This is a genomic window from Taylorella asinigenitalis MCE3, from assembly GCF_000226625.1.
Classification (GTDB): domain Bacteria; phylum Pseudomonadota; class Gammaproteobacteria; order Burkholderiales; family Burkholderiaceae_B; genus Taylorella; species Taylorella asinigenitalis.
Genome location: NC_016043.1, coordinates 1,314,056 through 1,338,441 on the forward strand (window position 1 = coordinate 1,314,056; position 24,386 = coordinate 1,338,441).

The 24,386-nt window shown below is 38.7% G+C and carries 19 protein-coding genes and 1 other RNA gene; 2 read left to right on the plus strand and 18 right to left on the minus strand.

Annotation, left to right across the window (positions count from 1 at the left end):
• Positions 1–40: 40 nt before the first annotated feature.
• Entirely contained in the window at positions 41–2,779 is a 2,739-nt protein-coding gene (secA, locus tag TASI_RS06215) for a preprotein translocase subunit SecA (RefSeq protein WP_014111910.1), read from the minus strand.
• A 100-nt stretch (positions 2,780–2,879) separates the two neighbouring features.
• Positions 2,880–3,893, minus strand: coding sequence for a M23 family metallopeptidase (locus TASI_RS06220; protein WP_014111911.1), 1,014 nt, complete (start codon positions 3,891–3,893; stop codon positions 2,880–2,882).
• 4 nt (positions 3,894–3,897) lie between these two features.
• Here TASI_RS06220 and TASI_RS06225 point away from each other — a divergent pair, with 4 nt between their 5' ends.
• A complete protein-coding gene (locus tag TASI_RS06225; protein WP_014111912.1) occupies positions 3,898–4,218 on the plus strand; it encodes a DciA family protein in 321 nt (106 codons plus the stop codon).
• A gap of 3 nt (positions 4,219–4,221) precedes the next feature.
• Here the strand turns inward: TASI_RS06225 and lpxC are convergent, their stop codons facing one another.
• The 16 genes from lpxC to rnpB all read right to left on the minus strand — a co-directional run bounded on the left by lpxC (position 4,222) and on the right by rnpB (position 22,741).
• Entirely contained in the window at positions 4,222–5,157 is a 936-nt protein-coding gene (gene lpxC / locus TASI_RS06230; protein ID WP_014111913.1) for a UDP-3-O-acyl-N-acetylglucosamine deacetylase, read from the minus strand.
• A 106-nt stretch (positions 5,158–5,263) separates the two neighbouring features.
• Positions 5,264–6,502, minus strand: a complete 1,239-nt coding sequence (ftsZ, locus tag TASI_RS06235) for a cell division protein FtsZ (protein WP_014111914.1) — start codon at positions 6,500–6,502, stop codon at positions 5,264–5,266.
• Positions 6,503–6,654: 152 nt separating this feature from the next.
• Entirely contained in the window at positions 6,655–7,881 is a 1,227-nt protein-coding gene (gene ftsA / locus TASI_RS06240) for a cell division protein FtsA (RefSeq protein ID WP_014111915.1), read from the minus strand.
• Entirely contained in the window at positions 7,878–8,681 is an 804-nt protein-coding gene (locus TASI_RS06245; protein WP_014111916.1) for a cell division protein FtsQ/DivIB, read from the minus strand. The genes ftsA and TASI_RS06245 overlap by 4 nt, the downstream gene beginning before the upstream one ends.
• Position 8,682: 1 nt before the next feature.
• Positions 8,683–9,627: a D-alanine--D-alanine ligase gene (locus TASI_RS06250; protein ID WP_420804475.1), complete on the minus strand. Its 945-nt coding sequence runs from the start codon at positions 9,625–9,627 to the stop codon at positions 8,683–8,685.
• Positions 9,605–11,023 carry a UDP-N-acetylmuramate--L-alanine ligase gene (gene murC, locus TASI_RS06255; RefSeq protein WP_014111918.1) on the minus strand — a complete coding sequence of 473 codons (1,419 nt, stop codon included), beginning with the start codon at positions 11,021–11,023 and terminating at the stop codon, positions 9,605–9,607. The genes TASI_RS06250 and murC overlap by 23 nt, the downstream gene beginning before the upstream one ends.
• Positions 11,013–12,089 (minus strand): undecaprenyldiphospho-muramoylpentapeptide beta-N-acetylglucosaminyltransferase, encoded by a 1,077-nt coding sequence (gene murG / locus TASI_RS06260; protein ID WP_014111919.1) that lies wholly within the window; start codon positions 12,087–12,089, stop codon positions 11,013–11,015. The genes murC and murG overlap by 11 nt, the downstream gene beginning before the upstream one ends.
• Positions 12,082–13,284, minus strand: coding sequence for a putative lipid II flippase FtsW (gene ftsW / locus TASI_RS06265; protein ID WP_014111920.1), 1,203 nt, complete (start codon positions 13,282–13,284; stop codon positions 12,082–12,084). The genes murG and ftsW overlap by 8 nt, the downstream gene beginning before the upstream one ends.
• Positions 13,281–14,726, minus strand: coding sequence for a UDP-N-acetylmuramoyl-L-alanine--D-glutamate ligase (gene murD, locus TASI_RS06270; protein ID WP_014111921.1), 1,446 nt, complete (start codon positions 14,724–14,726; stop codon positions 13,281–13,283). Before murD ends, ftsW begins: the two co-directional genes overlap by 4 nt.
• Positions 14,727–14,731: 5 nt before the next feature.
• Positions 14,732–15,901 (minus strand): phospho-N-acetylmuramoyl-pentapeptide-transferase, encoded by a 1,170-nt coding sequence (gene mraY / locus TASI_RS06275; RefSeq protein WP_014111922.1) that lies wholly within the window; start codon positions 15,899–15,901, stop codon positions 14,732–14,734.
• A gap of 9 nt (positions 15,902–15,910) precedes the next feature.
• Positions 15,911–18,643, minus strand: a complete 2,733-nt coding sequence (murF, locus tag TASI_RS06280) for a bifunctional UDP-N-acetylmuramoyl-L-alanyl-D-glutamate--2,6-diaminopimelate ligase MurE/UDP-N-acetylmuramoyl-tripeptide--D-alanyl-D-alanine ligase MurF (RefSeq protein ID WP_014111923.1) — start codon at positions 18,641–18,643, stop codon at positions 15,911–15,913.
• A 3-nt stretch (positions 18,644–18,646) separates the two neighbouring features.
• Positions 18,647–20,437, minus strand: a complete 1,791-nt coding sequence (locus TASI_RS06285; protein WP_044978127.1) for a peptidoglycan D,D-transpeptidase FtsI family protein — start codon at positions 20,435–20,437, stop codon at positions 18,647–18,649.
• An 8-nt stretch (positions 20,438–20,445) separates the two neighbouring features.
• Positions 20,446–20,691 (minus strand): cell division protein FtsL, encoded by a 246-nt coding sequence (gene ftsL, locus TASI_RS06290; protein ID WP_014111925.1) that lies wholly within the window; start codon positions 20,689–20,691, stop codon positions 20,446–20,448.
• A gap of 56 nt (positions 20,692–20,747) precedes the next feature.
• The gene (gene rsmH, locus TASI_RS06295) at positions 20,748–21,731 is read right to left on the minus strand and encodes a 16S rRNA (cytosine(1402)-N(4))-methyltransferase RsmH (RefSeq protein ID WP_014111926.1); all 984 of its coding nucleotides are present in this window, start codon (positions 21,729–21,731) and stop codon (positions 20,748–20,750) included.
• Positions 21,731–22,159: a division/cell wall cluster transcriptional repressor MraZ gene (gene mraZ, locus TASI_RS06300; RefSeq protein ID WP_044971065.1), complete on the minus strand. Its 429-nt coding sequence runs from the start codon at positions 22,157–22,159 to the stop codon at positions 21,731–21,733. Before mraZ ends, rsmH begins: the two co-directional genes overlap by 1 nt.
• Positions 22,160–22,393: 234 nt before the next feature.
• An RNA gene (gene rnpB, locus TASI_RS07760) (RNase P RNA component class A) lies at positions 22,394–22,741 on the minus strand.
• 90 nt (positions 22,742–22,831) lie between these two features.
• On the opposite strand from rnpB, the gene TASI_RS06305 reads away from it, so the two are divergent.
• Positions 22,832–24,376, plus strand: coding sequence for a catalase (locus TASI_RS06305; RefSeq protein WP_014111929.1), 1,545 nt, complete (start codon positions 22,832–22,834; stop codon positions 24,374–24,376).
• Positions 24,377–24,386 lie beyond the last annotated feature (10 nt).

Here is a 24,386-nt window from a genome sequence, read left to right on the forward strand (position 1 = left end):
AAACCCTAGCTTATGAATCATAACTAGGGTCTTGCTTAACTTAAGATAATTTTCCGTGGCAATGCTTATATTTCTTTCCGCTTCCACATGGACACGGATCATTTCTTCCTACATTGGCGAATTTTTTCTTTTTCTCTGCTTCTGACTGAGCATTATCCTCTGCCAATGCTTCATCCTGATCTGCGTGATGATAATTCATGTGTTCAGCTTGACTTCTCGCAGCTTCTATCTGCTGAGCTTCAGCCTCATCCACTTCCTCAGGTGATTGGATTTGTACTGTAAGCAAGATTCTAGTTACTTCATTACGTACACGCTCAAGCATATATTTAAATAATTGGAATGCCTCACGTTTATATTCTTGCTTAGGATCTTTCTGAGCATACCCTCTTAAGTGAATACCTTGCCGCAAATGGTCAAGTGCCGCTAGATGCTCTCTCCAGCAAGTATCTAAGCGGTTTAAGATAATAGAACGCTCAAATTGATTCCACGATTCATCACCCACTAAAGCAATTTTTTCTTCGTAAATTTGATTTGCCTTATCAAGCACAAGCTGAAGAATATCATCATCGTCTAAATCGTCGTTTTTCTCCATCTCCGATTTAATATCAAGTTCAATCCCCCATTGAGAATCAAGACTTGCTTGAAGAGAATCGATATCCCACTGCTCTTCTACGGAATCCTCTGGAACATAGATACGAACAAATTCTGCCAATGCATTTGTCCTAAGTTCGTCGACCATATCCCTAATTGATTCTTCTTCGAGAACTTCGTTTCTTTGACCATATAGAACTCGTCTTTGGTCATTTGCTACGTTATCGAATTCAAGTAAGTGTTTACGGATATCGAAATTACGTCCCTCAACTTTTCTTTGAGCCGACTCAATAGATCTAGTTACCATCTTCGCTTCGATAGGCTCACCTGGAGTTCCTAATCGTTCCATAAGATTACGTACGCGACCGCCTGCAAAGATGCGCAGCAAATTATCGTCCAATGATAAATAGAATCGAGATGATCCCTTATCCCCTTGACGACCAGCACGACCACGCAATTGATTATCGATACGACGCGATTCATGTCGTTCAGTACCAATAATTCTTAAGCCGCCAGCTGCTTTAACTTGCTCGTTTTCCTGCTTCCAAGCATCTCTTTCTTTTTCGATTTGGGCTTGTTTTTGCTCTTCAGAGAGACTTTCATTATTTTGGATTGCAGATATTTTTTTGGCAATGTTGCCGCCTAATACGATATCGGTCCCACGTCCCGCCATATTAGTAGCAATCGTAATTTTTCCTGGTTTTCCTGCTTCAGCAATAATATCAGCTTCTCTTGCATGCTGTTTAGCATTTAATACATCATGTGGAAGACCAGCTTTTTGTAATAAGGAGGATAAATATTCTGAGCTTTCGATGCTTGTAGTACCAACCAAAACTGGTTGTTTTCTTTCATAGCAGTCTTTTATATCTCTAATAATTGCATCGTATTTTTCTTGTGCAGATAGGAAAATTTGATCATTTTGATCATCCCTAATCATAGGCAGATTCGTAGGGATAATAACTGTTTCTAAGCCATATATTTCTTGAAATTCATATGCCTCGGTATCTGCTGTACCAGTCATTCCAGCAAGCTTACTGTACATACGGAAATAGTTCTGGAATGTAATCGATGCCATGGTTTGATTTTCATTTTGAATCTCAACACCCTCTTTTGCTTCTACGGCTTGATGCAAACCATCCGACCATCGACGACCTGTCATAAACCTGCCAGTAAATTCGTCGACAATAACGACCTCACCATCTTTTACGACATAGTGTTGATCTTTATGGAAAAGATTATGTGCACGTAGTGCTGCCATCAGGTGATGCATCAACGTGATATAACGAGGGTCATATAATGATTCACCCTCAGGAAGAATACCAAGTTGCGTTAATACATCTTCCGCATGTTCATGTCCGATTTCAGACAAATAGATTTGCTGAGATTTTTCATCCACCCAGTAGTCGCCCTCTGGTTCGGGCTCTTGCGGCTTAGGCTCCTCTAACATTCGTGTAAGTTTAGGAGGAACCTCATTCATTTGAATATATAAACTAGTATTATCCTCAGCTTGACCAGAAATAATTAAAGGGGTTCGAGCCTCGTCAATCAAGATGGAGTCAACTTCGTCGACGATTGCATAATTAAGTTTTCGCTGTCTTTTATCAGATAAGTGGTACTCCATATTATCGCGTAGATAATCGAATCCATATTCATTATTTGTACCGTATGTGATATCTGCCCTATAAGCTTCGTATTTTTCTTTAGGGTCTTGATCTGGAACTACAACCCCAACACTCATACCCAAAAAGTCATATAAAGGTTTATTAGTTTCTGCATCACGTGTAGCTAAGTAATCGTTCACCGTAACGACATGAACACCCTCACCAGTTAATGCATTCAAATAAACTGGCAATGTAGACATCAATGTCTTACCTTCGCCCGTACGCATCTCAGCGATTTTGCCGTTATGTAAAACAATCCCACCAATAAGCTGCACATCAAAATGTCGCATACCTAATGTACGCACAGATGCTTCACGAACAACAGCAAAAGCCTCTGATAATAACGAATCCAGACTAGCCCCTTCCTCAATTCTCTTTTTAAATTCAGAAGTTTTGGCTTTAAGTTCTTCATCAGATAGAGCTTGCATTGAAGGCTCTAAACCATTAATTTTGCTTACGATTTTTTTGTATTGTTTAAGAAGGCGATCGTTTCTTGAGCCTACTAGCTTTTTAAGAATAGATATCATTATGCGAAATTAGTAAATACACTTTTTGTGTATATGGGGTCAATAATTCATTTATAAAGAGAGATTTTACCCGAAATTGGTATAGTGATAGAAACTGAGGCTAATTTCTTTTAGAGCCTATAGAGGAATTTTTCATCCTGCCTTGAGCAGAAACTTTTTTTATACCTACAGTGTTATAAACGTTTTTAGTAATTTCGTTATTGATTGTAAGGTCATGACCTATAAACTCAATAGGGTCTAGAGGAACATTGTTAACTCTAACTTCAAAATGCAAATGAGAGCCTGTAGATCCTCCAGTATTTCCTATTGCGGCAATAACTTGTTTAGGTGTTACGATTTCACCTACCTCAACATAAGCCGTTGATAAATGAGCATATCTTGTAGTTATGTTATTTCCGTGGTCTATATCAATAGTAATACCATAGCCAGCTTTAGGACCTACATGACTAACATATCCTGCACTTGGTGCAATAATAGGTGTACCTACAGGTCCAGCTAAGTCAATTCCTGAATGTAACTTTAACTCACCTGTTATAGGATGCATACGCATACCGAAGCCTGAGGTGACTCGCGTGGTGGACAATGAAACTGGGATAATTGAAGGAATTCTTTGGATATTAGCTAAATCAACCTGAGTAAAAAATTCCATAACCTTCAACTTATCTTCTTGCAGACTTATTTTTTTTAATAGTTTATCGAGCTGTCTTCCAATTTGTTCTGCTGATTCCCTTGGTTCCTTAATAGCTTCATTAGAATCAAATGAATTATCGTTTTTCCTACCAGCAGCATCTAAATTAATATTCTCTAGTCCTTCTTGACGAGCAATCCTCTGACTGAGGAATTCAATTTTGGCCATCCTAACTTTCATATCAGCTAGTTGGTTAGTTAGTTCATTTAAAGTGAAGGCAACTAAATCAAGATCGTTAGTTTGTTTTTCTTTTTCAACAATTGTTCTTGTTTCTACAATCTCATCAATGCCAAACTTTCTTTCTAGAAGTACACCTGAAAATACAGCAATTATGAGAGATGCGAAAACCAAGCTAAGCTGTATAATTTGCTTAACTTGATGTTTTTTTCGTCTAGGAGATTTGAATCTCTTTTTAACCTCTGACATTACAATGCACCAATTTAGAAAAAGAAGAAGTCTTCGAGTAAAAGGGCTTAGACAAACTTGTGATGAAACTCTAAGTATTGAAAATCAATTACTTACTCGAGCACTGAATAACGGAAAAATCGAAACAGATATTTATCAAATCGTTTGTGAGGATTTTATTGAAAAGTGCAGAGTAGTTCAACTAGTTGATGGCGATTTAGTAATAATTACTCCCAATAGTGCCATTCAAAGCAAACTAAAACAAGTGACCCCAACTCTTGTGAAAGAGCTTAGAATTAAGGGTTATAAGATAAGTACCGTAACTCTAAAAATTACTAAAAGATAAGTTTTAAATTGTTACAAACGAACCTTTTATAGAATGCACAATATCACTATCTTTGGACATTGGTTCTTCAAAAGTGACCAATTCAAAATTTTCAGGATTTTCTAATACTGAACGAACCAATTTATTATTTAATCCATGTCCAGATTTATGTGCGGTATATTTTGCTAAAAGTGCGTGCCCAAACAAATATAAATCACCTATAGCATCTAAAATTTTATGTTTTACAAATTCATCTTCGTATCTAAGACCTTCGGAATTTAGAATACGATACTCATCCATAACAATGGCATTATCCAGACTACCACCTCGGGCTAAACCAATGCTTCTAAGCATTTCTACTTCGTTAGCGAATCCAAAGGTTCTAGCCCTCGCTATTTGATCGATATACGAATCTTTAGAAAAGTCTATCTCAGAAAAGCTGGTAGTCGAATTTATAGCTGGATGCTCAAAATCAATTGAAAAGGCAACGCAAAACCCATCATATGGTTCAATTCTAGCCCACTTACGAGACTCTCCCTCACCGTCAGAAACTTCAACTGTTTTTAAAATGCGAATAAATTTTTTAGGTGCATCTTGTTCAACAATACCCGCATCTCTAATTAAGTAAACAAAGGTCACAGAACTTCCATCCATAATTGGAATTTCTTCAGCATCTACATCTACATGCAGATTATCTATGCCTAAACCTGCAAGGGCACTCATTAGATGCTCTACTGTTGAAATTCTATACTTACCATTTTGGAGTACAGAAGCCATACGCGTGTCACCCACCAAATTAGCCTGAGCAGGAAAATCTAAAACTACGGGTGTATCCACCCTATGAAACACAATTCCTGTATCAGGTTGAGCAGGCCGGAGGGTAAGATTTACCCTGCTGCCTGAATGTACCCCAACCCCTGTGGCTGTTACAACTTTTGAAATTGTTCTTTGTTTAATCATAGGTGTATTTGAGAACTTTTCTTAATGATAACTGATTAAATAGAAAATAAAAATGCTACACACTTTAAGTGTAGCATTTAAAATTTCTAACAATTTCTAGAATCAATTAATTGTTTTGGCGACGTAAATAAGCTGGTACATCGCGATTATCGCTAGTAGTGCTTAGAGGATTTGCAATTCTTGAGCCTCTTCTAATTGAAATCGAAGTAGTTGAATTTGGATTCTCAGGTCTAAACAATGCAATACCATCTGTACCTGTTCCAGAGACTTGAGTAACTTGATTAAGAGCACTCTCATCATCCTCGTCTTTAACAACTTGAAGATTAGGTTTTGAGCCTAAGCCAGTAGCGATAACAGTCACACGTAAACGATCTCCCATACTAGCATCATAATTTACGCCATTAATGATAGTGGCATCTTCAGAAACCATCTCGCTTACTAAATTATTGATTTTTGAAACCTCAGCACGAGTTGGATTAGCCGCAGTGATATTAACGATTACACCAAACGCACCACGAATATCAACGTCTTCAAGTAAATTGCTAGAGATAGCTTGATTAATAGCGTCCTCAGCACGATTTTCTCCGCGAGCCTCAGCCGTACCCAACATAGCCTTTCCGAACTCACTCATAATAGTAAGAACGTCTTGGAAGTCAACATTGATATAACCGCCGCTATTGATAATTTCGGCGATACCTGCACAAGCGTTATAAAGCACTTTATCCGCTTCTTTTAGACAATCTTCAAATGGAAGATTACCATCAAGAGTTTCTTCTAATTTTTCGTTAAGAACTACGATAATTGAACGTGCATGCTCAGAAAGCTCCTTAACTCCCTCAACTGCAACTTGCATACGTTTTTTACCTTCAAATTTAAAAGGCTTAGTTACGATGGCAATGGTCAAGATACCTAATTCGTTTGCTATTTCAGCAATACATGGAGCACCTCCAGTTCCAGTACCACCGCCCATACCAGCTGTGATAAATAGAATTTTTGCTCCTTCAATAGCTTTCTTAATTTCTTCTTTTGATTTCTCGGTTGCTTCTTTCCCTGCATCTGGGCGAGCACCAGCACCAAGACCTGTAGTACCTAGAGCAATTTTAGTAGGTGCAAGAGATTGCTCTAATGCCTGACGATCGGTATTTGCTACGATAAAATCAACTCCCGCAATGCCAGATTGAATCATATGATTCACGGCATTACATCCAGCTCCACCGATGCCTAAAACTTTAATTAATTGATTACCTGGTTGGCTATTCTCGGAAATACCAAAACCCAAAGTATTATTTGAAGATGCGACAGACATAGACGCACCCTCGGAAACGCTAAATCCCAATTCTGACATAATCAGCCCCTAATTATGAAACCTAAAACCCCAGTCATATTTAGGAAATCGTCTCAAAGAGAAATCCAGTGCGTGACTCCTCGATATTATCTTTGAACCGACTCCGCGGTAATTAAAAAATTACCTTAACCCTTAGAATTTATTATATAAAATTAAGGTGTTGTACGCCAAAAGAAATCTCTAATTTTTGATAAAAGATTTTGTCCTCTTGAACCATTTACAACGTCACGATTATTTCTTGATTGAAGCAACAAACCCATAACCGTCGTATACTCAGGTCTACACACAATATCAGACAAACTGCCATGATAAAGTGGCCTTCCCGTACGCACTGGTTTACCGAAAATATCTTCCGCTACTAAGTTAATTCCTGTTAGATTTGCGGAACCTCCTGTAATAACTACTGAGTTAGGAGACAATCCATCTTGCTCTAAATCTTGAAGAATCTCTACAAAGATTACTTCCAATCTCGAATAAATAATATCCCCAATAATGCCATGTTCAATAATTCGAGGTTGACGATCTTCCTCTCCAAATGGCGATAGCTCAACTTGATCTTGAGGTCCTACTAGATCCCTTTTAGCAATCCCTTTTTCGATTTTTAAATCTTCTGCTTCTGGAACGGGAATATATAAAACTTGAGATAGGTCGTTTGTAATTCTGTGCCCCCCCTCTTCGTACACTTTAGAGTACTTGATATAACCGTCCTTATAAAAAGCAATATCAGTAGTACCAGAACCCATATCGATATACAAAACACCCTGACGTTTCTCATCAGATGTCAAACATATCGAACTTCCTGCAAGGGCATTTAATGTTAAATCTCTAGGCTCAAGCCCGCAGCGACGAACACATTTAAGAATGTTCTGGCACGCAGTTTCTTCGGACAAAATAATGTGAACCTTTACGTCTAATCGTACTCCAGACATACCAATTGGCTCTTCAATACCTTGTTGACGATCAATAATATATTGCTGTCTAAGAACATGAAGAATTCGTAAATCATTTGAATATTGAATTGATCTAGCAGTATCGATAACTCTTTCTACATCGTAAGCAGAGACTTCCTTATCGCGTATAGCGACCATACCAGTTGAATTAATGCTTTGAATGTGAGCTCCACTGATACCTACAATAGCTTCACGAATTCTGCAATCAGCCATTAATTCAGCCTCTTCCAGAGCTTTTTGTATTGCTTTAACTGTGGTATCAATATTTACTACGATACCGTTTCTAATACCACCACCCGTAGGAGCTTGACCTGTTCCTATAACATCGAATTTGCCTGGCTCGTCCAGGGCTTCAGCCACAACAGCAACTACCTTAGTCGTCCCGATATCGATTGCAACTAATAACTCTTTTTTAGATTCACGACTCATTTTTTATCTGTCTCTTCAGGAATAATTTCAGGTGTAAACGTAATTGCAAAACCCTTAGTATATCTAAAATCTATTTTGCTAATTTTTCTATCCTCAATTCTATCTAATAACATGGGCCAAGTGCTAACAAATCTTTTAACATTTTGAGCAAAGTTAATGGCCTGCTGTTGTCCACCATAGGGGTCGACTAGCTCAGCTCCACCATCTCGTCCCAATACTAATTCAATTCCATTATCTAATACAACACGCCAAGCATAGCGATCGCTTAAATACATCTCTTTAATCGACATATTTAGCGGCGAAATTAATGTTGCTAATTCGCCTGAGCGTTGAACAACAAGTTTCTCGGATCCGTCGGGTCCATAATACTGTGGGTAGGCAATGTCTTCGGGTAGTTCGTCCCTATTTCCGCTAAAAAGCTCACCCCATGTATTTATAAGCATGTCTTCATTCCACTTAGCATAAGCTTCGTGCTCTTCAATCGTGAGAACTAGCTTATTAGGCCATACGCGATTAATTTCAACATTTCTTACCCAAGGCAGATTCTCAACTTTTTCTTTTAAGAAATTAAGGTCCGCGGTAAAAAAATTGCCGTCTATACCAGCATTTATCGTACTTTGAATAGATGCTGGAGAGATATGATTTAGGGCATTGCCCTTACTTGGCAACAAACTTACTTGTGAAATATTGAAATAAGGCCTATTGATTAAATAATACCCACCTCCCACAATAAGTGCAAACACACTTATGGTCATAATCAAGTTAGCAAGAAAATTAAGTAGTCGCGTAAAACCTAACATCTTACCCCTTACATACAGACTTAATTTTTAGACTAGCTGATTTCAAAATTTCCTCACAAATATCCGCATATTCCATGCCCTGAGCCTTTGCCGCTAATGGCACTAATGAATGAGAGGTCATACCTGGTGAAGTATTTATTTCTAAAATCCATGGCTTATTTCGCCCATCTAACATAACATCCACTCTAGACCATCCCTCACATTCAAGAGCATCATAAGCCTTAATACATATGTCTTGAATTTCTTCTGTAAGTTTTGGATCTATTTGTGCTGGACTTATGTACTTTGTATCGTCTCGATTGTATTTTTGGTCGTAGTCATAATTTCCGTCTGGAGTAATTATCTCTACTAGTGGCAATGCCTTCGTATTCGGCTGCTTTCCTAGTATTGCAACAGTTAACTCTCTTCCTTCAATACATTTTTCAACCAATAGCTCACCATCATATTGCCCTGACTCATTGAAGGCAGATTCCAACATTTCGTCTGATTCTACCTTCACCAAGCCAATAGTTGAACCTTCTTGTGGTGGCTTAACGATAATGGGATATCCTAAGCTTACGGCAGCTTTTTTAAGTTCCTCGTAACTTTTTACGACCATATAGTCTGGAGTGGGCAAGCCTTCATCTATAAAAATTTTCTTGCTTATGATTTTATTCATACCAATAGAAGAACTCATCACACCTGGGCCAGTGTATGGAACTTTAAGTAATTCTAAAAGTCCCTGAATACAACCGTCTTCACCATATCTACCATGCAAAGCGATAAACGCCACATCATAGGCTTTTATATTTTCAATAGCTTGGGTGGCAATATCGAATAGTTCCACATCATAGCCACGAGATACGAGTGCATCGAAAACGCCTCTGCCAGACATTAGAGAGACTTCTCTTTCTGCTGAGGTACCACCATACAAAACAACAACTCTAGGCTTTTTGATCATAAGCATTTCCTAATTTGTGTGGAACCTTACTAATAGACCCTGCACCCGAGCATATAACGATATCTCCGTCCTTAACTATATTTAAAATTGCTTCAGGCATATCATTTAAATCTTCAACAAACACAGGCTCAACCTGACCAGAAGCACTAATAGCATTAGCTAAGGCACGACCATCTGCTCCCACAATAAGCGCCTCTCCAGCTGGATAAACTTCCGCAAGGACAAGAACATCTGTTTTACATAAAACTTTTACAAAATCCTCAAAGCAATCACGTGTTCTAGTGTATCGATGTGGCTGAAACGCAAACACTAGTCTTCTGTCTGGCCAAGCCCCACGAGCTGCCGCAATGGTCGCTTCCATCTCAACAGGATGATGTCCATAATCATCGATAACAGTGAATTTACCACCACCATTTTTTTCAGGCACCTCAAAATCGCCTATCTGAGTAAACCTTCTTGATACACCATTAAATTCTGAAAGTGCTTTTTCGATATCAGAATCAGCAACACCTACCTCTGTGCCTACCGCAATGGCAGCCAAAGCATTCAAAACATTGTGTTTTCCAGGAATATTGAGAGAAACATGCAATTGTGGCAATGTTTTCCCTTGATATGTCCGCAATACTTCAAACTCCATACGAGTGCCATTGTTCTTCACATTGATTGCACGAAAATTAGCTTCTTCGTTGAACCCGTAGGTAGTTATAGAGCAAGAGATAAAAGGCAGTATGCTTCGAACATTTTCATCGTCTGTGCAAACGATAGCCGATCCATAAAATGGCAGTCTTTGAGAAAATTCTACAAACGCACCTCTTAGCTTTGCGACATCATGAGCATAAGTATCCATATGATCAGCATCGATATTTGTAATGATGGCAATGATAGGTAGTAAATATAAGAATGATGCATCTGACTCATCAGCCTCTACAACTATATAATCTCCAGTGCCTAATTTTGCATTTGCACCTGCGGAATTTAAACGTCCACCAATAACAAAAGTAGGATCAAAACCACCCGTAGCCAATACACTTGCGACTAAGGAAGTAGTCGTTGTTTTACCGTGAGTACCAGCAACAGCAATTCCACTTTTTAGTCGCATCAACTCTGCAAGCATTATGGCACGTGGCACAACAGGTATTCGCAATGCTCTTGCTTTTAAAACTTCTGGATTGCCTTGTGAAACAGCAGTAGATACAACGATTGCATCAGCTCCGTTGAGATTATCTGCACTATGTCCCTCATAAATAGTGGCACCGAGCTTCTCAAGCCTATCTGTAGTTGAACTTAGACTTAGATCAGAACCTGAAATTTTGTAGCCTAAATTTAGCAACACCTCAGCAATGCCACTCATTCCAGAGCCGCCGATTCCAACAAAATGAAGGTGTTTAATTTTATGTTTCATTACTATTTACCAATTCTTCACAAATATCTGCACATCTAGAAGCAGCATTATTAGTTTTGCCGATTTCTTCTGCTCTAATAGCAATAGTTTTAAGCTCTTCTCTATCTTTTGATAGTATAAAATCCCTTAAACTTTCGGCTGTTAATTCTTTTTGAACTAAAAGATATCCAGCTTGCTGATCAGATAAAAATTTTGCATTTGCAGTTTGATGGTCATCAATTGCATGTGGCAATGGGACGAAAGCGGCCGCTACTCCTACTACACAAACCTCAGCTACTGTCATAGCACCTGATCTACAAATCAATAAATCCGCATTGCCAAGTTTGGTACCCATATCATTTATAAACGATAAGCACTCGGCCTCAACTCCAAGAGCTGAATATTTTTGTATAAGAGAATCAATATTTTTTTCACCAGCTTGATGCACAATATTGGGTCTTTTCTCTTTTGGAATTAAAGATATGGCCTCGGGGATAATTTCATTTAGTGGCCCCGCCCCTTGACTTCCACCAACAATTAATAGATTTAATTTTCCAGATCTACCACTATATCTAAGACTACTAGGCACGATCTGTTTAAGTGTTTCTCTAACAGGATTACCAACATACTCTCCATCGCTAAATACCTTTGGGAATCCAGATAAGATTCGGGCCGCAAATTTAGCAATTTGTTTATTTGCAGTGCCAGCAACTGCATTTGCCTCATGGATAACAACAGGAATCCCCATAAATTTAGCCATTAAAGCACCAGGGAATGATACATACCCACCCATACCCATGACTACAGATACTTTACTTTTTTTCAAAGCCTCTTTAGCCTTTAAACAAGCACTAAGAAGCTTAAATGGCATAGAAAGCAAACCGCCTATCCCCTTGCCTCGAAGAGAAGTAAATTCCATATGGTGGAATTCATAGCCAGTTGGAGGAACCATTTTTCCTTCCATTTTGTTTTTATTGCCAAGCCAATGGATTTCCCAACCTCTCTTAGCAAGCTCAGCTGCAATAGCCAATCCTGGCGTGATATGGCCACCTGTTCCTCCTGCCATAATCATAATTGCTTTACGCATGACTAGCTCCAAAACCTAAAGGTTTTTGTCCCCTCATTAAGCAACGATTTTCATAATCAACGCGTAATAACAACCCGAAAGCTATAAGGCTTATAAGAATAGAAGATCCTCCATAGCTTATAAATGGCAATGTCAAACCTTTTGTCGGAAATACTCCAAAACAAACTCCTAGATTAACTATTGCTTGAACACCAAACCAAACCACTACACCTTGAGCCACTAGTCCATTGAATAAGCGATCCATAGCAATCGCTTGCCTTCCGATATTAAGACCTTTGCGAAGCAAAATAACGAAGAGCATGATTACCAAAAAGATCCCGATAAATCCAAGTTCTTCCCCCACAACTGCCATAATAAAATCAGTATGAGCCTCAGGTAAATAGTGAAGCTTCTCTATGCTTAAACCAAGACCCTCACCAAAGAATCCACCTCTACCAACAGCAATAAGTGAGTGTGTTAATTGATACCCAGTGTTCTGTGCATGCTCTTGACTAAATGGATCTAGATAAGCAAAGAATCTTTGCAAACGCCATGGAGCTGTCAAAATGGCAAGAGCAACTAAAAATACTGCCGATATAAATAAAACTAAAAACAGCATAAAACCTAGACCACCAAGAAGCAGTATCGACATTACAATAGCGACAACTACCATAGTCGCACCGAGATCAGGTTCTCTAATTAATAAAAAGCATATAACTCCTAGATATACGATTATGGGCAAGAAACCCTTTATCCCATGAATGCTCTTTTGTTTACGAACAGTGTAAGCGGATGTGAACACGATCATTGCCAACTTAGAGAATTCAGACGGCTGAAAATTAAACGGGCCTATTGGTATCCAACGAAACGCATAATTAACCTCGCGACCTATACCTGGAATCAACACTGCGATAAGAAGCAATACGCAAAGCAAATAAATCCAAAACGCCTTCGAGTCCCAAAATTTCATAGGAATCAAGAAGGTAAATGACATTGCAAAAAGGCCAATCAATATAAAGATAAGCTGTCTAGTGAAAAAATAATATCGGCCTGCATTTACATATTTTGGACCATCTCCAAGAGCTATCGAAGATGAGAACACCATAATTAAACCGACCATTAATAATGCACCCAAAATGCATATCAATGAGAGATCGATTTCACGCATCGATGTTCTAGGATTACGACCCCCAAGAGTATCTACATAGGCGTTCATGCCATTTCACCTTTTGTGCGAGCCAACTCTTCAACGGCATCCGCAAATTTAACGCCCCTTTCATGATAATTTTTAAACATATCAGTGCTCGCACAAGCTGGTGACAATAACACCAAATCCCCTGCCTGTGCCAATGCAAAGGCTTCATGCACGGCCTGCTCAATTGATTGAACTTCCTTAACTGGCACAGAATTCGCAAATAGACCATCCTTAACATGAAACGAAGATTTAAGTAAATCCTTGTGCTTCCCGAGCAAAACTAGGCCTCTCAAACCATCTGGAACACGTTTTTGTAAAGACTCATTCAAAGGCGTAAAGTCCTGGCCTTTACCCTCGCCTCCAAGAATGACAACTAAATTTCGATACATGCCATCAATTGCAGCTACAGTAGCACCAACATTTGTTCCTTTGCTGTCGTCGATAAAAATTACACCATTTATATCACGTACATATGTGCATCTATGTGGCTGAGCCTCGTAGTCTCTTAGTGCCGCTAGTAGCGGTTCCAGCGGCAATCCTACCGACTGACAAAGCTGAATAGCTGCCATAGCATTTAGCACATTGTGATGACCACGAATTTTCATGGCATCTACAGGCATAAGATTTTTTTGTGTCGTGCAAAACCACTTCATGCCGTTTACTTCATTTACGCCTATTTCATTTTCTTTTTGTGGCAATGCCTCCGTATATATCCACGCTTTATTTAACCCATATTCTTTTGCTTGTTCATCGCTTGCAATTATCTGTTCAGAGAAATCAAAAATTTTTAATTTGCTCTCTGTATAAGCCTGCATGCTACCGTGCCAATCGATATGGTCCTGTGTGATATTTAAAATTGTGGAAGCATCTAGTTTTAGCTCAGATGTATAAAAAAGTTGAGCACTTGATAATTCAAGGGCAATTGCATCTGGCCATTTATTTTGCTGCTCAAATTCAGATATGACTGTAAGTGCTGATGGGCTAATATTTCCCGCAGCTACTGCTTTTAGACCTGAGTATTCACACATCAAACGAACCATTGATGTAACGGTCGTTTTGCCGTTTGTACCTGTAATTCCAATAATTTTTATAGGGGTTGAATTAGCTTTATTATGCTCAAGAATGGCATGCATAAAAAGATCAATTTCACTAATTATTTTTATATTGTTTGTACTTGCGAAATCACTTATAGATTTCATAAGTTGAGATTCGGGTGATAAACCTGGGCTAACAACAATAAAGTCAAAATCTGACTGAATAAAATCTTTGAAATTTTCAGGGCTCAAATTGAATTTGATATTTTGTTGTGGCAAACCCAGATTAATTAAATTTTCATGATTAGGGTGCTGCTCTCTAGTATCGAAACAATAGACTTCATGTCCATGTGTGTTTAACCATTTGGCACAGGCAAAACCAGTTTCACCCATGCCTAAAACCAAAAACTTTTGCTTACCGTTAATCATGATTATTACCTAAGTTTCAATGTAGAAAGACCTATTAATACTAGGACTATTGTGATTATCCAAAAGCGAACTACAACTTGAGTTTCTTTCCAACCACCTAATTCAAAGTGATGATGAAGAGGTGCCATTTTTAAAAATCTTCGACCCTCCCCATATCTTTTCTTAGTGTATCTAAACCATGAAACTTGCATGATTACAGATAGAGTTTCTGCAACAAATACTCCACCCATTACAAAAAACACAATTTCCTGTCTTGAAATTACGGCAATGGTTCCTAACATACCCCCTAAAGCTAAGGCTCCAACATCTCCCATAAATACTTGAGCTGGATAGGTGTTAAACCATAAAAAAGCCAAACCTGCACCACCTAAAGCGGAGCAGAGTACCAACATTTCTGAAGCACCTGGAATATATGGGAAAAGAAAATAGCTTGAGTAGTCAACTCGACCCACTACATACGCAAATAAACCAAGAGCACCACCCACCATTACAGTTGGCATAATCGCTAAGCCATCAAGGCCATCGGTTAAATTTACAGCATTACTTGCACCTACAATTACCATCCATGTTAAGGCAGCAAACCCAAAAACACCTAATGGATAGCTAACATTCTTGAAAAATGGAACTATAAGATCGGCCCTAGTTGGCAATCCCATTGTAAAACCGCTCATAACCCAGTCTTTGAACAATGGCCAAAGCTCAGTATTTGCAGGCACTGAGACGGCAAAGCTTAAATAAATCGCAGCAATCAATCCAACTATAGATTGCCACATAAATTTTTCTCTTGATTTCATGCCCTCTGGATCACGATAGACGATTTTCTTATAATCATCCGCCCAACCAATTGCTCCGAAACCTAGGGTAACCAGAAGCACAACCCAAACAAAACGATTAGTCAAATCAGCCCATAATAAAGTACTGATGGCAATGGATATTAGTATCAATACTCCACCCATAGTTGGAGTCCCATTTTTTGCTAAATGTTCTTTTGGACCATATGCTCTAACTGCCTGTCCGACTTTTAATTCAGTAAGTTTTCTAATAACCCAAGGTCCAAAAATAAGCCCCAGAAAAATTGCTGTTAAACAAGCAAATACGGCCCTAAAAGTAATATAGTCAAATATCTTTAGAAAAGTATATTTGTCTGCAAAGGAGATGAAAAATGCGTACAACATGATTGTTTGTTAATCCTTCGTTAGAGCCTCGAGAACCCTCTCCATCTTCATGAATCTGGAACCCTTGATAATAATTGACTTAGAGTTAAGAGATTTTAATTTTTCAATTAAATCCTCAATATTTGAGAAATGAGCGTGAACATTGCCAAAGGAATTTTGTGCATGTGCAGAAGCCTCACCAATAGAAAGCAAATGTTCAATACCAGAAGCCTTAGCGTATCGACCGATTTCGCTATGCATTTGAAGGCTATCTTCTCCAACCTCACCCATATCCCCCAAAACCAGAGTTCTAGGAGCTGGCAATGTTTTTAAGATATTTATAGCCGCTATAACGGAATCAGGATTGGCGTTATAAGTATCGTCCACAACAATTACACCATCTTTAAGAATATGTTTTTGAAGTCTACCTTTTACAGGCTGGAAATTTTTTAAACCATTTTCAATAGCTTTTAAATCTACTTGAGCTGCTACTGCGGCGGCTATGGCAGCAAGTGCATTCTGAATATTATGTTCACCCAAAATAGATAAATTAATATCGAGATGACCTCTATCTAAATCGACTTTAAAAGATGTTCCGTTCTCATCGATATTAATATCCTTAGCTTTGATTACTCCTGCATCTCCAAATGTTATAGACTTGCAATGTTTTGATTGAGAAGTCCAAATATTTTTATAAGCCGTATCGTTTGGATATATTGCAACTCCATTAGAATCAAGTTCCTCAAAAACACTACCATTTTCTCTAGCAACAGCTTCAACAGTTTTCATAAATTCTTGGTGTTCTCTTTGAGCGTTGGTAACGAGTGCGATAGTAGGCTTAACTAAATTAGCTAGATATGAAATCTCTCCAGGATGATTCATACCCAATTCTAAGACAGCGATTTTATGAGTGGACTGCAGACTCAATAAGCTTTTAGGGACACCAATATGATTGTTTAAATTTCCCTGAGTTGCAAAGAAAGATTGTTCTCCAAATTGCTCTTTGAGAATTGAAGCTATCATCTCCTTACATGTGGTTTTCCCATTACTACCACAAACAGCAATAATTGGAATATTAAATTGCGATCTCCAAGCTTTAGAAATAATTCCAAGAGCCTCGGTAGTGTCATCAACAATATATTGTTTCACTGAGGCATCCGTAACTTTGTGATCAACAATAGCTCCCATGCAATTTAGAGAATTAACAAAATCATGCCCATCGAATACATCGCCCTTCAAAGCTAGAAAGATTTCATTTTGCTGTAAGGTTCTTGAATCGGTATTGATTTTAAATCCTGCTTTTAAAAGTAAAGCTATACTCGCCCAATGTGCATCATTAAACTTATGCTTGACGCCTTGTATTTCTTGATAATTCTCGTGACCTTTTCCAGCAATCAAAATTACATCTTCGTTTTTTGCGTTAAGAATTGCATGAAGTATGCTGTATGCCCTATCTGTATGCGAGAAAGCATACCTATCCATACCAAGTAATGTCTCATTAATAATGGAGCATGGATCCTCAGTTCTAGGATTATCGCTAGTTATATAAACAATTTCAGAATTCTTTGAGGCAACTTCCGCCATAATTGGGCGTTTTGTTTTATCTCTATCACCACCACATCCAAACACACATATAAGATTACCTTTACGTGCATCAGTCGTAGATCTTAGAGCTGTCAATGCATTTAATAGTGCATCTGGTGTATGAGAATAATCTACAACAACCAAAGGTAAATTTGAACGATCAGCTTTGCTAGCTTGGTGAATTTTTACTACTTCAAGACGACCTGAAACTGGCTTTATTGTCGCAATAATTTCTACAATTTTTTCGACACTAAAATCTAAACAATTCAGCACCCCAGCTAGCACTAATAAATTCGATATATTGTGGGCTCCGACTAAGCGAGTTATAACCTGACAAGACCCCTCAGGCATTTTGATATGAAATGATAAGCCATAATCATGAAACTCCTGATCTGAAGCCTGTATCTGAGCTCTTGGATTAAGTTTTACACTATATCCGATATTTGATTTAGCAAGGCTAGAATCGAAGATTCTCCGTCCTGCTTCATCATCTAAATTTATAATCGCATGCTCTAATAATTCATTTCTAAAAAGCTGTGTCTTAGCTTCCTCATACTCTTTCATGGACTTATGATAGTCCAAATGATCTAAAGATAAGTTAGTAAAGCAAGCAATTTTAATTTGAACATTGTCTAATCGGCCCTGTTCAATACCTATAGATGATGCCTCTATGGAGACTACTTCAATATCTCGCTTTACAAGTTGAGCAAGAATTCTATGTACACTTAATACATCAGGAGTAGTCAACTGACCACCCAAATTTTCTCCAGATGGCAAAATAGTACCTAATGTTCCGATAGTTGCACATGGGATATTACTAGCATTTAAGGCTTGAGCAATCCAATGAGCACATGATGTTTTACCATTTGTGCCCGTAATTGCAATTACTGCGATTTTCGAAGAAGGGCTACCGTACCACGCATCTGCAATTAGTCCCAATTTCTGACGAAGATTCGGAACAACTAAATGTGGCAATGCTAACGTTTCGCTCCCTTCATTACCCTCAAGCAAAATTGCTGAAGCTCCATTGTTTATCGCATCATTAACATAGGCATACCCGTCGCCTTTATACCCTTTACAAGCGACAAAGACATCCCCTTTTTGGATGTCTCTGCTATCAAGTCGTAGATCTGCATCAGGTTCTACGTGCTCCTTCAGCCAATTTAAAATTTCATTCATCTATTATCCTTGGTTTGGAGATTTAGTTTGCTTGGCTTCCAGAGTATTTAATATTGCATCTGGAGGTATACCTAAATAAAGCAGAGTATTTTCAGTAATTTCTGCATTGACTGGACCAGCAGTTACCGTTCCGTAATATCCATCTTTTTTAGGTTTATCTATAGTTACAGCAACTACTATCTTTGGATTTGATATCGGGGCAATGCTTACAAATGAGCCCCTGTGCAAATCAGATGAATACCTGCCTTTTACTATTTGCCTTGCAGTACCAGATTTACCTCCAATTCTATATCCATTTACTTGAGCTTGTATTTTCGTACCTTGTGGGCCTGCAGCCTCCTCAAGCATATTTCTTACATCACGTGCAACTTGTGGAGAATAAACTTGGACGGAGTGTTTCATATTAGAATTTTTAATTAATGACAATGGAACCATATCTCCATCTCTCGCAAACGCTGTATACGCTTGTGCAACTTGCACCAATGATACTGACAGACCGTAGCCATAAGACATAGTTGCTTTTTCGATTGGTTTCCAGGTTTTCCATGGTCTTACACGTCCAGAAGATACCCCAGGAAATGCTAATGATGGCGTTTGCCCGAACCCTAAAGCAGTAAACACTGTCCACATTTGTTCTGATTGGAGCTTGTCGGATAACATTGCCATCCCGATATTACTAGATCTACGCAAAAGGCCTGTTAAATCAAGATTCCCATTTCTCTTAGAAACGTCTGTAATGGTAGCTCCATGATATTTCCAAGAACCATTTCCTGTATTGAATATTGTTTTTTTAGTAGCAACTTTTGCATCTAAAGCTAAACCAACTACGAATGGTTTAATAATTGAACCTGGCTCGAAAATATCCGTTACTACTCGATTGCGTAATGCCGAACCCTTACGAGATTTCTTATCGTTAGGGTCGTAAGTTGGGATGCTAATCATAGCCAATATTTCGCCTGTATCAACATCAGCAACAATGGCAGCACCTGATTCTGCATTATGTTTTTTTATGGCTTTCTGAAGAGCTGTAGCAGCTATATATTGGACACGCGTATCAATTGTTAAATTAATATTTTGACCGTGTTTTGCTGGCAAACTATCTGTTGAATTTACGTCTTCAATAACTTCACCCAAACGATTTCTAATCACTACACGTGATCCATCCTGTCCTTCAAGTACTTTATTGAATTGACGCTCTAATCCCTCAATCCCATTATCTTCGATATTTGTAAACCCAACAACATGGGCCATCAATGAGCCTTGCGGGTAATAGCGTTTACTCTCAGAGTCAATATTAACGCCTTTAATTTTGAGTGTGCGAATTTCATCGGAGACCGCCAAATCCACTTGTCTTTTAAGGAAAAGAAAATTTCGTTTTGAATTATTTTTTAATTTGGCAATAAGACTCTTTTCATCATATCCCAGAATTTTTGCTAAAGCCTTAATTTTTTGTGAGGGAGCTTTTAGCACCTCTTCAGGAACCACCCATACACTACTTGCTGGAACGCTTGTAGCTAAGAATTCACCATTTCTATCGATAATACGACCACGTTTTGCCTTTAACGGAAAACGAGCTTCATAGCGGTTATCACCTTCCTGACGTAAGAAATCGTTATTCCATGTTTGTTGATATAGAGCTCGCCCACCCACAATGGCAAAGGCAATTACCATAACAATGAAAATCAAATTAGTTCTGTTAAATAGGTTTTTCTTACCGCGACAAACGTCGTATGAGCGTACAACATTACTGTACGTTCTATTACTCCGTCTGTTGTTTCTAGAAAAATACTTCATTTCAGCCCCTATTGTTCAGGATTTTCTTGAGTTTCATTTCCTGGCAAATTTATATAAATAATTTCATCCAGTTCCGGAGTTTTGAGCTTTAGTTTCTCTTTAATCTGCTTATCAACATTCATGGTTGAAGACAAATTAGCTCTCTCTAACTGTAAATAGCTCCAAACTTCATTCAATTTTTGCTGTGCATTTTGTACGCGCACGATATCGTTATAAACAAGCCTTTGCTCATACCGAACAATTACAAGTTGCATAGCACTGTAAATAAAAAAACTCACTAGCATCAGAACAAAAATAATGACTCTCATTTCTAGTTGTCCGTTCTCTCAGCCACCCTAAGAATTGCAGACCTCGATCTTGGGTTACTTGCAATTTCTGCTTCAGTAGCAGTAAGTTTTCCTAAACTTTTTAGACTCCCCTTAGGCATATCAATCTCCCTAATAGGCAATCTTGCAAATTCCGAGGCAGGATTAGATTCTTTAGCAATAAACTGTTTTACTATCCTATCCTCAAGTGAATGAAAGCTAATCACCGATAAGCGTCCACCCACTTTTAATAAATCTATAGCTGTCGCGAGGCTGCGTGACAGCTCCTCAAGTTCCTCATTGATGTAAATCCGTATAGCTTGAAAGGTCCTTGTGGCCGGATGCTGCCCCTTTTCACGAGTCCTGACGTTGGCTGAGACGAGCTCGGCCAATTCGTGCGTTGTCCGTATTGGGTTGGATTCGCGGCGACTTGCAATCGCCTTTGCAATCTTGAGAGCAAACCGTTCTTCGCCATATTCTTTAATCACCTTTGCTAAAAGTTCTACATCTGCACTGTTGATCCACTCCGCAGCTGTCTGACCCTTAGAATTATCCATACGCATATCTAATGGGCCGTCTCGCATAAAAGAAAATCCACGAGTACCATCATCGATTTGGGGAGATGAAATCCCTAAATCCATTGTGATGCCGTCAACCTTTTGAATTCCAAAATCACTCAAAGATTTCTGCATACTTGAAAAGGCTCCGTGTACAACTTCAACACGCTCATCCTCTTCTTTTAATTGTTTAGCCGCTTCAATAGCCTGTGGATCCCTATCAAATACAAAAAGCTTTGAATCTCTACCCAACAAACTTAGAAGATAGCGACTATGGCCGCCACGACCAAAAGTTCCATCCACAAAAACACCGCTTGTTTTAAATTTGCCTTCTAACGACCCTCTAAAGAGGGAGTTCTTATTATGAAATTCAGGATGCACTAAAGCATTAATCGTTTCATATAAAAGAACTGTTACGTGCCCAAACTCCATCACAGAATAAAGTTATCAAGGGTGCTTAAGTCAATAGCTTCTATGTCAGCTTCTTGTTGTTTTGCAAATTTCTCCGCATCCCACAACTCGAAGTGGCTGCCCATGCCTACCAGTACGACTTCTTTCACGATATCCGCAACGTCACGCAGTTCCGGCGCAATTAAAACTCGTCCTGATCCATCAATCGCAACGTCCTGAGCATTACCTAGTAAAAGGCGTTGTAAATTTCGATGCGAAGATGGGAGGTTCATAATGATCTTTCTTTTGGATTCCCATTCTGACCTGGGGTAAATCAGTAAACCACCATCAAGGTTTCGAGTAATGGTGAGTTCGCCTCGGAAATCCGTACTCAATACGTCACGATAACGGGCTGGAACTGTCATCCTCCCCTTGTTATCTAACGATAAAGCACTGTTACCTTGAAAAATCACTTTTGTCCCACTTTTTGACACTATTTCCTACTTATTCCCACTTTAATATATTTTCTTTATCTTTTCAACAAGAAAAACATAAAATTTCATTAAAAAATAAAGGCTTATGGATAATTCTTTAAGGAAGATTTCGTACAAGCATAAAAATCAAGTACTTATAACTAATTCTAAAAGTTATTTATAAAGTTGTTTAGGAGGGGTATTGATGTTTGGGAGAATTATCTGTAGTAAAAATGAAGCAGGTCTATAAGCCGGATTCTGTAAACGTGTGTCGACAATCATTCATCTAGACTGATTATTGCTAATCAGCTCAAGCCTTCTACCCGCATACTCGGACGGGTCGCCCTTAACGCATGCTTCTTGAAGTTGCTCCAGATAGAGGTTACCGCGTTTCACTCTATATTGTTGCCCGAAGGCGCCATACGGAAGTAGCCGTATCAGTGCAGCATTGCTGCCCACAACATAGCCTCGTCTCTGTGGCCCTATTCCTCACTTTGCAGTGGACGGCTGTTAGCCGCTATCCTACCCTAAGGAGTCCGGACTTTCCTCGAATTTAATCGCGATTGTCCAACCTGCTTCATATGCAATTTTAGCAATACGGTAACTAACAATTAACAAAAAACTGAAAGTGATAAAATTTACTAAATTCTTACTTACATAGGAGACAGTATGACTAAGAAAAAAAATGCTAATAAACAAGAATTTCCCGAAAAATTCCCTTCTGAAAAACACCCATATCTTAAAGAGTGTCCAGTAACTAAACTTACTACACAGTTTGGTAAACCTGTCGCAAACAATCAAGACAGTAAAACTGCTGGGGCACGTGGTCCTTTGTTATCTGAGGACGTATGGTTACACGAGAAATTAGGGAATTTCGTTCGTGAAGTCATCCCTGAAAGACGTATGCATGCTAAAGGTTCGGGTGCTCATGGTGTCTTTACCGTAACTAACGATATTACCAAATATACCTGTGCAAAGCTCTTTAGTAAAGTAGGTAAAAAAACTGATATTTTTGTACGTTTCTCTACTGTAGCAGGTGAACGCGGTGCAGCTGATGCAGAGCGTGATATTCGCGGTTTTGCTATGAAATTCTATACAGAAGAGGGAAATTGGGATTTAGTAGGAAACAATACACCAGTTTTCTTTTTCAGAGATCCTCGTAAATTCCCAGACTTAAATAAAGCTGTAAAACGCGATCCTCACACTAATCTTCGTAGTCCTGCTTATAACTGGGATTTCTGGACATTATTGCCAGAGGCATTCCATCAAGTGACTATTTTGATGTCTGACAGAGGTATCCCAAAATCTTATCGCCATATGCATGGATTTGGATCTCATACATATAGTTTTATTAACGATAAAAAAGAAAGATTCTGGGTTAAGTTCCATATGAGAACTCAACAAGGCATCGAAAACCTTACTGATGATGAAGCCGAAAAACTTATCGGTAAAGACCGCGAAAGTCATCAACGTGATTTATGGAATGCTATCGATAAAGGCGATTTCCCTAAATGGACTATGTATGTTCAGATCATGCCTGAAAAAGAGGCAGAGGAAGTTCCTTATCACCCATTTGACCTCACTAAAGTTTGGCCAAAAGGCGATTATCCATTAATTGAGGTTGGTGAATTCGAACTAAATCGCAATCCAGATAACTATTTCTTAGATGTTGAGCAAGCTGCATTTGCACCTAGTAACTTAGTTCCTGGTATTAGCGTATCTCCTGACCGCATGCTTCAATCTCGTCTATTTAACTACTCTGATGCTCAAAGATATAGACTTGGCGTGAACTATCATCAAATTCCAGTTAATAAACCTATTTGCCCAATAATGAGCAATCATAGGGACGGGGCTTTACGTGTGGATGATAATTTCGGATCATTGCCACACTATGAGCCAAATAGCTTTAATCAATGGCAGGAACAAATTGAGTATGAAGAACCACCTTTGAAAATCAATGGTGATGCGGCTCATTGGAACTTCCGTGAAGATGATGATGACTATTTCAGTCAACCACGTGCCTTGTTTGAATTGATGAACGATGAACAAAAGCAAGCCCTATTCGATAATACTGCAGGTAATCTTGGAGATGCCCCTGACTTTATTAAAGAAAGGCATATTGCTAATTGTGAGCGTTGCCATCCAGACTATGCTAAAGGTGTGCGTGAAGCTATTAAAAAAGCATCTATGCACGAGAAGAAACGTAACGTTTAATTTAGATACT